At 45.0% G+C, this 13,636-nt stretch carries 13 protein-coding genes, 1 riboswitch and 1 other annotated feature; of the genes, 1 reads left to right on the plus strand and 12 read right to left on the minus strand.

Annotation, left to right across the window (positions count from 1 at the left end; genetic code table 11):
• Positions 1-46: 46 nt before the first annotated feature.
• The 9 genes from hisIE to J4N39_RS09565 all read right to left on the minus strand — a co-directional run bounded on the left by hisIE (position 47) and on the right by J4N39_RS09565 (position 9,103).
• Positions 47-682: a bifunctional phosphoribosyl-AMP cyclohydrolase/phosphoribosyl-ATP diphosphatase HisIE gene (hisIE, locus tag J4N39_RS09525; protein WP_252018520.1), complete on the minus strand. Its 636-nt coding sequence runs from the start codon at positions 680-682 to the stop codon at positions 47-49.
• Positions 679-1,452 (minus strand): imidazole glycerol phosphate synthase subunit HisF, encoded by a 774-nt coding sequence (gene hisF / locus J4N39_RS09530; protein ID WP_252018523.1) that lies wholly within the window; start codon positions 1,450-1,452, stop codon positions 679-681. Before hisF ends, hisIE begins: the two co-directional genes overlap by 4 nt.
• The gene (gene hisA, locus J4N39_RS09535) at positions 1,434-2,171 is read right to left on the minus strand and encodes a 1-(5-phosphoribosyl)-5-[(5-phosphoribosylamino)methylideneamino]imidazole-4-carboxamide isomerase (protein ID WP_252018525.1); all 738 of its coding nucleotides are present in this window, start codon (positions 2,169-2,171) and stop codon (positions 1,434-1,436) included. Before hisA ends, hisF begins: the two co-directional genes overlap by 19 nt.
• A gap of 23 nt (positions 2,172-2,194) precedes the next feature.
• Entirely contained in the window at positions 2,195-2,809 is a 615-nt protein-coding gene (gene hisH / locus J4N39_RS09540) for an imidazole glycerol phosphate synthase subunit HisH (protein ID WP_252018527.1), read from the minus strand.
• Positions 2,809-3,882 (minus strand): bifunctional histidinol-phosphatase/imidazoleglycerol-phosphate dehydratase HisB, encoded by a 1,074-nt coding sequence (gene hisB, locus J4N39_RS09545; RefSeq protein ID WP_252018529.1) that lies wholly within the window; start codon positions 3,880-3,882, stop codon positions 2,809-2,811. The genes hisH and hisB overlap by 1 nt, the downstream gene beginning before the upstream one ends.
• A gap of 24 nt (positions 3,883-3,906) precedes the next feature.
• A complete protein-coding gene (hisC, locus tag J4N39_RS09550) occupies positions 3,907-4,968 on the minus strand; it encodes a histidinol-phosphate transaminase (protein WP_252018531.1) in 1,062 nt (353 codons plus the stop codon).
• Positions 4,968-6,266 carry a histidinol dehydrogenase gene (hisD, locus tag J4N39_RS09555; RefSeq protein ID WP_252018533.1) on the minus strand — a complete coding sequence of 433 codons (1,299 nt, stop codon included), beginning with the start codon at positions 6,264-6,266 and terminating at the stop codon, positions 4,968-4,970. The genes hisC and hisD overlap by 1 nt, the downstream gene beginning before the upstream one ends.
• Positions 6,267-6,269: 3 nt before the next feature.
• Positions 6,270-7,166: an ATP phosphoribosyltransferase gene (hisG, locus tag J4N39_RS09560; RefSeq protein WP_252018535.1), complete on the minus strand. Its 897-nt coding sequence runs from the start codon at positions 7,164-7,166 to the stop codon at positions 6,270-6,272.
• 46 nt (positions 7,167-7,212) lie between these two features.
• Positions 7,213-7,346, minus strand: a sequence feature (His leader region).
• A 161-nt stretch (positions 7,347-7,507) separates the two neighbouring features.
• Positions 7,508-9,103 carry a Na+/H+ antiporter NhaC family protein gene (locus J4N39_RS09565; RefSeq protein WP_252018537.1) on the minus strand — a complete coding sequence of 532 codons (1,596 nt, stop codon included), beginning with the start codon at positions 9,101-9,103 and terminating at the stop codon, positions 7,508-7,510.
• 94 nt (positions 9,104-9,197) lie between these two features.
• A riboswitch (Lysine riboswitch) is annotated at positions 9,198-9,382 on the minus strand.
• A gap of 304 nt (positions 9,383-9,686) precedes the next feature.
• On the opposite strand from J4N39_RS09565, the gene J4N39_RS09570 reads away from it, so the two are divergent.
• The gene (locus J4N39_RS09570) at positions 9,687-10,094 is read left to right on the plus strand and encodes an H-NS family histone-like protein (protein WP_252018539.1); all 408 of its coding nucleotides are present in this window, start codon (positions 9,687-9,689) and stop codon (positions 10,092-10,094) included.
• Positions 10,095-10,149: 55 nt separating this feature from the next.
• Here the strand turns inward: J4N39_RS09570 and J4N39_RS09575 are convergent, their stop codons facing one another.
• The 3 genes from J4N39_RS09575 to J4N39_RS09585 form a co-directional block, all read right to left on the minus strand.
• Positions 10,150-11,454: an inosine/guanosine kinase gene (locus J4N39_RS09575; RefSeq protein WP_252018541.1), complete on the minus strand. Its 1,305-nt coding sequence runs from the start codon at positions 11,452-11,454 to the stop codon at positions 10,150-10,152.
• A gap of 178 nt (positions 11,455-11,632) precedes the next feature.
• On the minus strand, positions 11,633-12,280 hold the full coding sequence (locus J4N39_RS09580) for a YccT family protein (protein ID WP_252018543.1): 648 nt from the start codon (positions 12,278-12,280) through the stop codon (positions 11,633-11,635).
• A gap of 134 nt (positions 12,281-12,414) precedes the next feature.
• Positions 12,415-13,374, minus strand: coding sequence for a porin (locus J4N39_RS09585; protein WP_252018545.1), 960 nt, complete (start codon positions 13,372-13,374; stop codon positions 12,415-12,417).
• Between the last annotated feature and the right edge of the window lie 262 nt (positions 13,375-13,636).

Below are 13,636 nucleotides of genomic sequence, written 5' to 3' on the forward strand. Positions count from 1 at the left end.
TCGAGAGATAGTAAATGGGGAGCTTTTTTGAAAGCTCCCCATTTTATTACTTATGTCGCTCTTTAAGCTTATTCACCACGTCATTCATCGACAGACCCTGGTCTTGTAGCAATACCATCAAGTGGTAAATCAGGTCGGCTGATTCACATACTAGCTCCGCCTTATCGCCCGACGTCGCTGCAAGCGCAACTTCAACCCCTTCTTCGCCAACCTTTTGCGAGATACGCTTGGTGCCACGAGCATATAGGCTGGCCGTATAGGAAGAGTCGGGATCAGCATCCTTACGTTCCCCCAGCAATCGCTCCAACTGATGAAGCCACACCATTTGGCTTTCTTCTTGCGGATCAACATCCCAGCAAGTGGTGTTGCCGAGATGGCAAGTTGGGCCAATCGGGTTTACTTTGACTAGCAGGGTGTCATTGTCACAATCCAATGCGATGTTTTTTAGCTGTAGGACGTTACCGGAGGTCTCCCCTTTGGTCCAAAGACGGGATTTGGTGCGAGAGAAGAAAGTGACTTGTTCCGTCTCCAGCGTTTTTGCCAATGCATCTTTGTTCATGTATCCCATCATTAGCACTTGGCTTGATTGGAAGTCCTGCACAATTGCTGGTACAAGACCGTCGACTTTTTCCCAATTGATTCTTTCAGAGAGTGCCGAAACTTCAGCGGTTGCAAAACTCATAGTCGCACCTCAACATCTTGCTGTTTTAAGTATTGTTTTAGTTCACCGATATTGATGACTTGTTTATGAAACACTGAAGCTGCTAATGCTCCATCAACGTTGGCTTTCTGGTAGGCTTCAGCGAAATGCTCCATCGCACCTGCACCACCAGAAGCAATCAGGGGTACGTTACATACTTCGCGAACCATGTTAAGTTGCTCGATATCATAGCCATTGCGTACACCGTCTTGGTTCATCATGTTCAACACGATTTCACCAGCACCACGTTTTTGAACTTCCTGCACCCAGTCACGGGTTTCCCACGAAGTCGCCTTGGTACGGGCTTCATCACCCGTAAACTGGTACACCTGATACTTGCCCGTTTCTTTATCAAAGTAGGAGTCAATGCCCACCACGATGCACTGCACGCCAAACTTGTCCGCAAGATCGGTAATCAGCTCTGGGTTCGCAAGCGCTGGAGAGTTGATTGAAACTTTGTCCGCGCCAAACTCAAGAATACGAGCCGCATCTTCAGCAGACTTGATACCACCAGCAACACAAAATGGAATATCAATCACTTCAGCAACACGTGCGACCCAGCTTTTATCTACCACTCGACCATCGCTAGAGGCAGTAATATCGTAAAACACCAGTTCATCAGCGCCCTCTTCAGCGTAGCGCTGCGCTAGAGGAACAATGTCACCAATGATTTCGTGGTTACGGAACTGAACGCCTTTCACCACTTGTCCGTCACGTACATCAAGGCACGGAATTATTCGCTTTGCCAGCATTGGAATGCCTCCTCTGCGGTGAATTTGCCATCTAGAAGTGCACGGCCAACGATTACGCCTGCCACACCGCTGCCTTTTAGCGCTTCAATATCGGCCAGAGAGCCTATACCACCTGATGATTGGAATTGCACTTGTGGGTATTGCTTACAAAGGTCAACGTAAAGCTCAACGTTTGAACCTGTCAAGGTGCCATCACGTGAGATATCAGTACATAAAACATGTTGTAGGCCAACGGTTAGATAGTCATCGATAAGCGCTTCGATGGTGACACCTGAGTCTTCTTGCCATCCCGAGATAGCGACTTTACGTGTACCGTTTTCGTCGATATTGATATCTAGTGCGAGAACGATCTTCTCTGCACCATATTTTTCCATCCAGCCTTTAACTAACTCTGGCTGTTTAACTGCCGTCGAGCCAACCACCACGCGTTGTGCGCCAGCTTCTAACAGGTCAACCACGTCCTGCTCGGTACGAACACCGCCACCAATCTGGATATTCGCTGGAGTACTTGCCAGTAGTTTAGCAATAAGATCAAGCTGACGGGCCGTCGTATCTTTAGCGCCAGTCAGGTCAACAAGATGCAACCAGTTAGCGCCGGCTTGGTGATAGAGGTTAAACTGCTCAGCAGGGTCTACTTTGTATTCGGTCACTTGGCCGTAATCACCTTGAAATAGGCGTACCACCTGACCTTCAATTAAATCTAGAGCGGGAATAATCACGGTAAAATCCTTTTATTTTGCTCTTATAGTTCTAGGAAGTTCTGGATAAGCTTTGAACCAGCTTTACTTGAACGCTCTGGGTGGAATTGCACTCCGTAGTAGTTACCGCTTTGAAGTGCGGCGGTAAACGGATTGCCATAATCACACTGGGCGATGGTGTAATCCCCTACCTGCATAGCAAAGCTATGAACAAAGTAGAAATACTCACCCGACTCAATGCCTTTAAACAAAGGATGGCCAGAGGCTGCCTCAACGGTATTCCAGCCCATGTGAGGAAGAGGCAGATCACCTGTCTGCATCAGGCGAACTTCACCATCACATAATCCTAAACACTCGACTTCTTCATCGGCTTTTTGGCCTTTCTCTTGTGAAAGCTTGCCAAGCAGTTGCATACCCAAACAGATGCCCAATAGTGGCTTTTCAACCTTTTTAACCAACTCAATCAAGTTACGCTGCTCAAGGTTTTTCATCGCTTCACTCGCGGTACCAACCCCAGGAAGAAAGAGTTTGTCTGCGGCAAGCACCACTTCAGGATCTTTTGAGATAGTCACTGGGTAACCTAGACGCTCGATCGCAAACTTAACCGACGAAACATTGGCACAGCCAGTATCAATGATGACGACTTTCTGCGTAGTCATTACAACACCCCTTTAGAGCTTGGCAGTTCATTACCTTCGACTTTAATTGCTTGTCGCAGCGTGCGGCCAAAAGACTTGAATAAGCTTTCAATGATGTGGTGGTCATTGTCACCGCTTGAAGATAAGTGCAATGTACAAGCGAGTGTATCCGTTAGTGAACGGAAGAAGTGCACTACCATTTCGGTAGATAGGTCACCAACCGTCTCGCGGCTGAACTTAGCGTCAAACTTAAGGTAAGGACGGCCAGAAAGATCTAAGCCACACTGCGCCAAACACTCATCCATTGGCAAACTAAATCCGAAACGGCCGATACCGCGCTTATCACCAAGTGCTTCTTTTAGCGCTTGGCCTAGTGCAAGCGCAGTATCTTCAACTGTATGGTGATCATCGATATGCAAGTCACCCTCAACGATGCACTTCATTTGGAAGCCACCGTGAGTCGCGATCTGATCCAGCATGTGGTCAAAGAAGCCAAGACCTGTGCTGATCTCATTACCGCCTTGCTCATCAAGATTTACACAAACTTTGATATCAGTTTCTTTAGTAGTACGTACCACTTCAGCGGTGCGAGCATTCACAGTGAGGTCTTTAAGAATTTCACGCCACCCCATGGTCTCTGGATTGTACTGAATACCACGGATAGCCATGTTTTCAGCCAATTGTAGATCGGTATGACGATCACCAATCACCACTGAGTTTTGGAAATCAACTTTACCTTCCTGTAGGTAGGGCTTGACCAAACCAAGTTTTGGTTTACGACAAGAGCAGTTATCTTCGTCAAAGTGTGGGCAGATCAACACGTCATCGAACTTCACACCTTGAGATTCGAAGATTTCCATCATCATATTGTGTGGAGCATCGAAATCTTCTTGCGGGTAGCTATCCGTACCCAAGCCATCTTGGTTAGTCACCATCACTAAGCGGTAGCCAGCGTCTTGCAGCGCAAGCAGCGATGGAATGACATAAGGTTCTAGTTTTAGCTTGTCTAAACGGTCGACTTGAAAATCCACCGGAGGCTCAACAATTAAGGTGCCATCACGGTCGATAAATAGAATTTTTTGTTGCTTGCTCACTACGACATCCTTTTAGTAGTAATTTTAATTTTGCTGGTCTAAGGTACTGGCGAGTTGGTTGCGAATAAACGCCACCACTTTTTCACACTCTTCACGGTTGCCCACACTGATGCGCACGCAATCTTCAATCGGAGAGTTACGTAGGATCATGCCGTTATCCCACGCCGCCTTAAATAGTTCATCACCGTTTGGGAATTTGACTAACAAGTAGTTACCCCAACCTTCGAACACTTCTACCCCATCTAACATGCTTAAACCCACTTGCAAATAAGCTCGGTTCGCATTGAGGTCAAGCATTTGATATTTCATCTTGGCAAGCCCAGCTTCAGATAGCGCTTGAGTTGCGATGTCTGCCACAGGAACGGGGACAGGATACGGTGCGATCACCTTCAACAATACTTGGATTAGCTCTTGATTGGCAAGCGTAAATCCACAGCGAAGTCCCGCAAGAGCAAATGCTTTTGAAAGCGTGCGCAAAATAGCCAGATTTGGATAATCTGCTAACAGATCAACCGTTGATGCTTCAGGGCAAAAATCAATGTAGGCCTCATCCATCACAACAATGGCTTTGTCCTTGGTCATCTCAAGCAGAGAAACGATATCTTCACGCTTCACCAAATTGCCAGTAGGGTTATTTGGACTACAAACGAATACTAGCTTTACATTCTCAAGGTTGCTTTGAATTGCCTCAAGGTCGAGCTGCCAATCGTCGGTCAACGGCACTCGCTTTTGCTCAACACCAATAGTTTCAGCGCTAATGCCGTACATACCGTAGGTAGGTGGACAAAACAGAATCGCATCTTGTCCCGGCTCACAAAACGCACGGATAAGTAGTTCAATGCCTTCATCAGCCCCACGAGAAGTCAATGTCTGTTCAGGAGCAACACCTGCATAAGCCGCATAGGCTTCAATCAGCTCTTTGGGCTGACACTCGCTGTAACGATTAAGACGAGAGGCACTAGTTTTGTACTCATTATCAAATGGCGATTCATTAGCATTAAGCCACACGTCACCACTACCACCAATCCGACGCGCAGAAAGGTAAGGCGTTAGCTGTTGCACCTGTTTACGTGCAAGTTTTTCCATTAGCGCTCTCCCTTTTCTAACTTCTCAACGCGAATGGTAACTGCGCGTTTGTGTGCATCTAGACCTTCGGCTTCCGCCATCGTTACGACAGTAGGTGCTAGCGTTTGCAAGCCTGTTGCACTTAGCTCTTGAACTGTCATGCGCTTAGAAAAATCAGCCAAGCCTAAACTTGAGTAGGTACGAGTGTAGCCGTAAGTTGGCAACACGTGGTTAGTACCAGATGCATAATCTCCAGCTGATTCAGGAGACCAGTCACCAAGGAAGATCGAGCCTGCATTGTCTAGCAGAGGCAATAACTCACGTGGCGCTTTAGTTTGAACAATCAGGTGTTCTGGACCATAGAAGTTAGAAATCGCAACACACTGAGAAAGAGACTCAGCAACAATGATTACGCTCGAGCCTAATGCCTGCTCAGCGATATCTTTACGCGATAGTTCGTTAAGTTGTTTTTGCACCGCTTCAGCCACTTGATCAGCAATCAATACCGACGGTGTAACCAAAACCACTTGTGAGTCTGGGCCGTGTTCGGCTTGGCTTAGAAGATCGGCGGCAATAAAATCTGCATCTGCTGTCTCATCAGCAATCACTAATACTTCAGAAGGACCGGCTGGCATGTCAATCGCCGCACCTTTAAAGTCGTTGCTCACTTGGCGCTTTGCTTCCGTCACAAACGCATTGCCTGGACCGAAAATCTTATCGACTTTCGTCACTGACTCTGTGCCATAAGCCATCGCTGCAACCGCCTGAGCGCCACCTAACTGGAAGACTTTGTCAATTTTACACAGCTTAGCGACGTAAAGGATTTCATCCGCAATAGGTGGCGGCGAACAAAGAACCACCTCACGACAACCCGCAATTTGCGCAGGCACACCAAGCATAAGGACGGTAGATGGAAGTGGCGCACTGCCACCGGGAATATACAGACCCACTTTATTAATCGCTCGGGTCACTTGCTCACAGACGATCCCCGGCTGAGTTTCTACCACCAATGGTTGTGGTTTTTGCGCTTCGTGGAAGGTCGCGATATTTGCATACGCTTGTTGAAGCGCTTGTTTCATTTTGTCTGAAAGACGATCTGATGCCGCATCAATTTCCTGCGCTGACACTTGAATGTTTTCAAGTGCCACTTTATCGAATTTTTCAGTTAGAGCTTTTAACGCCGTATCACCCTCGGAGCGTACTGCGGCAATCACTGACTCGACTGCTTCTGTGATATTTGCACCTTCAGTAATCGCAGGGCGCTCTAGTACAGAGTTTTGCTGCGACTCACTTAAAGATTGCCAAACTAACGTCTTCATCGCTTACTCCATCATTTTTTCGATTGGCAGTACAAGGATTGAGCTCGCACCTAGCTCTTTTAGCTGTTCCATTGTTTCCCAGAAAAGGTTTTCAGTACTTACAAGATGAACGGCGACTCGATTTTGTTCAGCGGAAAGCGGTAATACCGTTGGATCTTCAGCGCCTGGTAGGAGTGATTTGATTTCATCAAGACGCTCAGTTGGGGCGTGCAGCATGATGTATTTAGACTCTTTAGCTTGAGTCACGCCTTGCATGCGAGTCAGTAGCTTGTCGATGAGTTCTGCATTCTCTTGAGAGAACTCTCCATCACGCTGAATAAGCGTCGCTTTTGAACGGAAAATCACTTCCGCTTCTTTTAGACCGTTGGCTTCAAGTGTTGCACCTGTTGATACCAGGTCAGCGATAGCATCGGCAAGGCCTGCGCGTGGTGCGACTTCTACAGAGCCGGTTAGCATACAAGTTGAGAAAGGTACGCCCTGCTCTTCCATAAAGCTCTTCAATAGCTGAGGGTAAGTGGTTGCAATTCGTTTACCTGCAAGGTCTTGTGGACCGTTGTAGGTCTCGTCTTTATCGATAGCGATAGACAAGCGGCAACCACCGAAATCTAAGCGGCGTAGCGCTTTAAAACTACTTGGTTCACCTTGAGCAAGGCGTTCTAGACGAACTTCTTCTAGCTCGTTTTCACCAATGAAACCTAGGTCAACCACGCCATCCATAACAAGGCCAGGGATGTCGTCATCACGAACCAACAGCAGATCGATTGGCATGTTCTCAGAGTGAACCACTAAACGCTCACCCATGATGTTGAATTTAGCGCCACATTTTTTAAGTAGGTCCTGACACTCTTTACTTAGGCGTCCTTTTTTTTGAATTGCGATTCTTAGGCGTTGTGTTTGCATCGTGATATCCCTGTCGGCATTTTTAAAATTAATCAGTAAAGCTATAAAAGAAAAACCCTCGGAAGGCTTGGCTCTTCCGAGGGTTATCATCTGTATTCTTTGATTACCACCGGAAGCCCTATTGTCTTCCGGTTATGCGTAAACCTCCCGAAAGACTAGTCAGGATGGTGGTGGTGATGAATGTTCATTTCACAAATACGCATAATTAGTATCTCCTTGAGTTAACTTCACACTAACTAAGGCGGTGCTTTTTTGCAACCGATAATTTCAAGAAAATAAAAAAAAGAGAGAGCAACTGCCCTCTCTTATACAATTCGCTTACAAGCTAGGTTGCCATAGTGTTAAACCGCTGGCGCTTTCACCTCTTTTGAACGCGATACAAAGAACAGTGCGAAGCAAACCACCACAAAGGCGACTGAAGATGCAGCAAACGAGAATGCCACTGAACTTGTCATACCCAACACAATAAAGCCGATGCATGAAACCAATGCGACAGAGAGTGAATAAGGAAGCTGAGTCGCTACGTGATCGATATGGTTACAACGAGCACCCGTTGAAGACAGTATTGTTGTATCCGAAATTGGAGAACAGTGGTCACCAAATACCGAACCCGCTAATACCGCACTTAACATTGGCAGCATCAACGCCAGATCGGTTGCACCAGCCATGTCACCAGCGATTGGCAGCATAATGCCAAAAGTACCCCAAGACGTACCCGTCGAGAATGCCATTAAACCTGACAGTAGGAATAAGATAACAGGTAGCCAGTGCGGACCAATATTGCCTTGCACTTGTGAAGATAGGTAAGCACCAGTATTCATATCACCGATAACCGAGCCGATAGACCATGCAAAGAATAGGATCAGAATTGCGCCAAACATCGATTTCGCACCAATCCACATCGTGGTGGCAATGTCTGCAAAAGCAAGTTTCTGACGAACTACCGTTATTAGAGCGGCCACAAGACCTGCTAGACCACCATAACAAAGCGACAAACCAACATCAGTGTTTTCAAAAGCCCCTAGTAGCGAGAATGGTTTTTCAGCTTCAGCTAAAGATTGGCCGCCAGTAAATACCATTGAAGCGATAGTTGCGACAATCAGTACTAGGATCGGTAAAACCAAATCAGAGACTTTACCAAACTCACTTTCGACAATGTCTAGCTCTTCATTTATTTCGTGCGCTTCGGCAGAATCGTTGTCGCCGCCAAAACCACGACCTTGTGAAGCTTCAATTTCACGCTTACGCATTAAGCCAACGTCAAGTTGGAACCACGCCACTGCAAACACCATTAATAGCGCAAATACGGCGTAGAAGTTCATCGGGACAATACGTAGATATGCACCGAGCGCAGAATATTCCGTCATGCCATGGGTCACTAATATGCCACCAATGATGGTCATGATATATGCACCCCAGCTAGATGCTGGCATTAATACACACATAGGAGCCGCTGTTGAATCGAGTACATACGCAAGTTTTGCACGCGATACATAAAAGCGATCGGTAACAGGGCGAGAAATAGCACCCACGGCTAAACTATTAAAGTAATCATCGACAAAGATGAACACGCCCAAGAAAGCTGCGAGTAATTTAGAACCACGTTTAGATTTAACTCTTTTTTGTGCCCACTCAGCAAAAGCGCGAGTACCGCCTGAAAGAGTTAATAATGCAGTGGTCATTCCTAACAAAATTAAGAATGCAACGATACTCATATTCCAACTATTGATACCACCGTCTTCAATTACTAGGCCGGTGACAGTCGTAGTAATATAACTTACTGACTGAGTTAAAGAATAATCGTTGAGTAATACAGCGCCAAGGGCGATACCTACACCTAAAGAGATAAGGACACGACGCGTAACAATCGCTAAACCTAACGCAATAAGTGGTGGCAATAGCGATAAAGAGGATGAGGTGTAATCAATTAAATTCATGATCTTCAAAAACCAATGTTTGGTTAGAGATCTACTGCAGACTGCCAAATAAGGCATGTTGAACAAGCGAAAGGGAAGCGAACACTTCACCCAACCCTACAGTAGCGCTCCATAGTTTAACAACATAATAGACTATGGCAGTGTTATTCCTTTCGGATATAACCCCAGCGCCAGGCCCTGATGGGGCTGCTGACACTTCGGCAATGACTCCTTTTAATGCTTCTCTCAGGCATCACCCTAAAAGCATAGACTCATAGTCATTGCACCTCTACGTTGGCGAGGAGATATAATACACCTCACCAAATCAGGAATCCGACATACTACTGATCCTATCCACTTTTGCAACATAAAATTTCACTCAATCTAGCATCAACTAGCGTCAAGTTCCGAAACTGACTTTAGTACTACTACTTTAGCTGCATACTGAACTTTTAAAGTATGCTAGACTCTATAATTGTAAGTATTTATTAATTAAAAACGACTGAAATGTAATTAATTAAATATTTACTTTTCTCCCCATTGTAATATTGATATTCACTGTTATCATTTAAATGCAATAAAGAATAATTAAATAGGAATTGTCATGTCTGATATTACCAAGACTTTACTGAATATCCGTAGTCTACGTGCTTTTGCACGTGAGCTATCTTTCGACACCCTCGAAGAAATGCACGAGAAACTATCTATCGTAGTTGAAGAGCGTCGTGAAGCTGCTGAAGCAGAGCGCGCAGCTCAAGCAGAAAAAGAAGCTAAATTAGCTGAATATGCCGAGCTAATTGCAAAAGAAGGTATCGACCTTGAAGATCTAATTGCTGCTATGTCTGGTAGTGATAAAACTAAAGCGAAAAAGAAACGTGAACCACGTCCTGCTAAATACGAATACACAGTAGACGGTGAACGTAAGACTTGGACTGGACAAGGCCGCACGCCTTCTGCAATCCAAGCAGAGCTAGATAAAGGTGTAGAACTAGATAGCTTCCTTATCAAATAAGCTTAGTTACTAATAGAAATATAAAAAGAGCGCATAAAATGCGCTCTTTTTTATTTTAACGTTCCCAGTAGGCTTCTTCTAAGCTATCTTCTCGCTCTGGTAAACCGCGAGACAATCGTGGTGAATGCTGAACCAAAACTTCATAACTTGCTCGGTTAGAATATTTACATACTTGTGAAAAAGATGAGTAAGTTAAGAAAGACAATTGGTGTTTACTTGAGTTTGGCACATTATCTTTGTGGTAACGATTCGCCGCCATATCATGCAGCAATGCTGACAACGCAGCGTCTCCAGCACCATTAGTGTTCTTAATCTTCTCTGGGCCGCCCATGTAAGGGGCAATATGCGAGTAGACTTTAATCGGGTTTTCTGCCAATGAACGTTTCACTGGACGACTGAATTCGTACTGATTAAATTCGGCGATTGCACCTGGTAGAAGTGGCAAAGATGTTTGGCGTTTTTTGCTCTCTTCCGTATAACCAGCCATATATAGACCAACTGGTCCTGCAGTACACAATACCAGATCAACCCACTCCAGTGTCTTGTCGGCTGCTAGCAAAGGATCACTTTCCCCGGTCAATGCTTCAGCTTCATCTTCATTCATAGCAACCACTGAAACATGTTGTGCCAAGAAATCACGCCAGTACTCTGGATCATCCTGAATAACAAATTTAGTGCCTAGGGTTAACACCACTGGCACATCATACTTCTTGGCGTATTCTATCGCTTTCATTGTGGCGTCTGGCATAGGATCGCCGTTCTTACAGCGCACCAAATACGAAGTCAGGACCAATGCAGAAGCGTTCTCAAAAATAGCTTCAGGAATGCTTTCTGGGGCCAGTTGGTTCATTTGCCCTTCACTAATCGCAAATGTACGTTCGCCATCTTCACTGATCAAAGCAAAACAACGGCCAATGGCACCGTTTACACCTTGAAGGTGGTTAAGATCCATACGGCTAGAGGTATTACACAGATAACGGTAACCGTAGCTGCCAATCTGAATATCGCTACTCATGACGCCCAGTAAGATCGATTTGTCATCAGCCAACACAGAGTAGTTGTGAAGCGTGTTACCTATAGTGCCACCCGCATATTCGTTGGTGACAAGGTTCTGCTCTTTAAGTTCGGTGTATAGCGCTTCAGCGGTTTGGTCGTCAATAACCAGTGAGTGTCCCTTACTCAGGCCAAATTGGGCAATAAACTCATCCGAAACTTTTGCTTCAATATCAACAAGCGTTTGGTCGATACCCACAATGTGCGTACGAGACATCTTCTTGCTGGTTTGCGCTTGGCTGACCAGAGGATCGCGTGCATGAACCGGAAAATAGTGTTTGGATTTTCTTTGACCAGGAAATTTCATAGTTTCAAATTTTGTAAGGGGACATTAAGGAGAGCCGATTTTATCTGGCGAATAAATCAGCTTCAATACACCTAAGAATAGCAAACGTTTGCCAAAAAGGATTTTTTAACATTAGTCGCTTTGAATCAAAAAAAGCCAAAACCCGCTAAGGTTTTGGCTCTTCTTTATTGGATATATCTTACTCTTGATCAATGACCCATTTGCGAAAGGCTTTACGATCCGCATCTGAAGCAGCGATGTACCATTTCTTAAGCTCGCTTAAAGGCTCAGAAGCTTTAGGCACAGCAGATGCTTCTGGTTTAACCTCAGGCTTAACTGCTAATTTAGGCTGTGGTTTAGCTACAACCGCCACCGTTGTGGCAATAGCCAAACCTTTTTGCTCATTATAATTTTGAACCAACGGTGCAATATCTGAATAAGGAAGTAGCCCTTCTTTGCCTTTCAGTAAATCAGAAGTGTAAGCAATATTTGAACCGCCAGAAGTCAGACTCCATTCTGGAGAAGTTCTAAATACCTGCTCTGCATGGATAATGCTATATATCTTAGGGTGCGCCAGATTAACATCTTGCTGTCCAGCTTCGAAAGTTAAGATAAATGGCTTCGAAGAAAACTTCTCTTTTTTACTGCCATTACCAACCATGGTGTTTACCTCTACCACAACTTGGTTGGTACCGTCTGTAATAGCAACCGGTTGGTATTTGCTTTCGGTCTCGCTTCCATTTGCGAAAAGAATCGCAACCCCTTTTGCAGGAATCAATTCTGCTGCAAAGGTATGAAAACTAAACAAACTAACTGCGGCTAGGGCTAAAACTTTTGTGCAACGCATATCATTTTCCAAATTTCGAGTTAACTTTGATTAAATCACCAAGCTTAGGCAGATGCTAGCGATAGAAATCACAAATTAGATACAACAAAAAAAGCCACCCGAAGGTGGCTTCTATTAAGACTTTTCAAGCAGGATTAGAATACTGCTTTGATACCCATGCCGTAGCCTAGGTCTTTGCCGTCTTCAGAAGTATCACCAACTTCAACGTATGCTGTTGTTGAAGGTGCGATAGCGTAACCTGCGTTTAGGAACCAAGTGTTGTAGTCACCTGCATCTTTGTCTAGTGAGCTGAAGCCACCAGCAAATTTCCATGCATTCATTGTGTAGTCAGCTGCTAGAGCGTAGGTGTTACCAGTTTTGTTGTCATTGTCGTTCTTAACGCTGTACACTGCTGCTTGTAGGTTTACATTTTCGATACCAGAGTAAGTGCCTTCTAGAGCAAGAAGAGTGAACTTGTTGTCAACTGCTGGCGCTGTTGCGTCAGTCTTAGATTGACCAGCAAATGCACGAACATCGAATGCGTCTGCACGGAAGCCAACTTTAGCATCGAAATGAGTACCATCAGCTTCACCTAGCTTAGAGTTAGCTTTTAGTTTGTTTTGGATAAGACCAAGGCCGAAGTAGAACTGACCTTTGTCTAGATCGTAACGAACAGCTTCGTGGCCGCCAAAGCCAGCGTCGTCGAAGAATTTAGTGATACCGAATAGGTGGTCTGACCCGATACCAGCATCATCAAGTTGAGTCGCTAGTTTACCGATTTTGAACGTACCGATTTGGTCATTGTAGAAACCAACGTATACATCGCCAGTTGACGCTAGGTCAGCTTGACCTTTTTTGTCGTTATCTGCACCAGAGAACTCGTAGTAGAAGCCTACTTGAGTTGTGTCGTCGATAGCGTAACGAGTGTCGAAGCCGAAGTCAGCATCATCGATTTTTTGCGTTAGCTGCTCGTCAGAACCGATAGCTTGAACGTACTGAACTTCGATGTCGCCTTTCATGTTAACGGTTACACCGCCTTCATTGTAAAGCTCGATACCTGCGTTAGCTGAACCAGCTACCGCTGCTACTACTAGTGCTACTAGAGTCTTTTTCATAATAATCCACTGCCTTTTCTTAGATTAGGAAATCCTTTCCGGTTCCCTTTTTTAGTTTTCGAGGAACTGATTTGAAAATTTGCGGTCCAAGTCAGTTCTTCTGAATTCGAGGTTTAGATTGCAAGATTAATTTCGAGCTGTCAAATGACTAAAAAAACACAAATCAAAATTTGTAAAATGTTAAAAATCAACAACTTAAAAAGACAAAAAAGTTAGTAGTACGTCGCAAATCACAAAAAAACTAAAAAATTCACATTCTGAA

The sequence above is a fragment of the Vibrio sp. SCSIO 43136 genome (assembly GCF_023716565.1).
Lineage (GTDB): Bacteria > Pseudomonadota > Gammaproteobacteria > Enterobacterales > Vibrionaceae > Vibrio.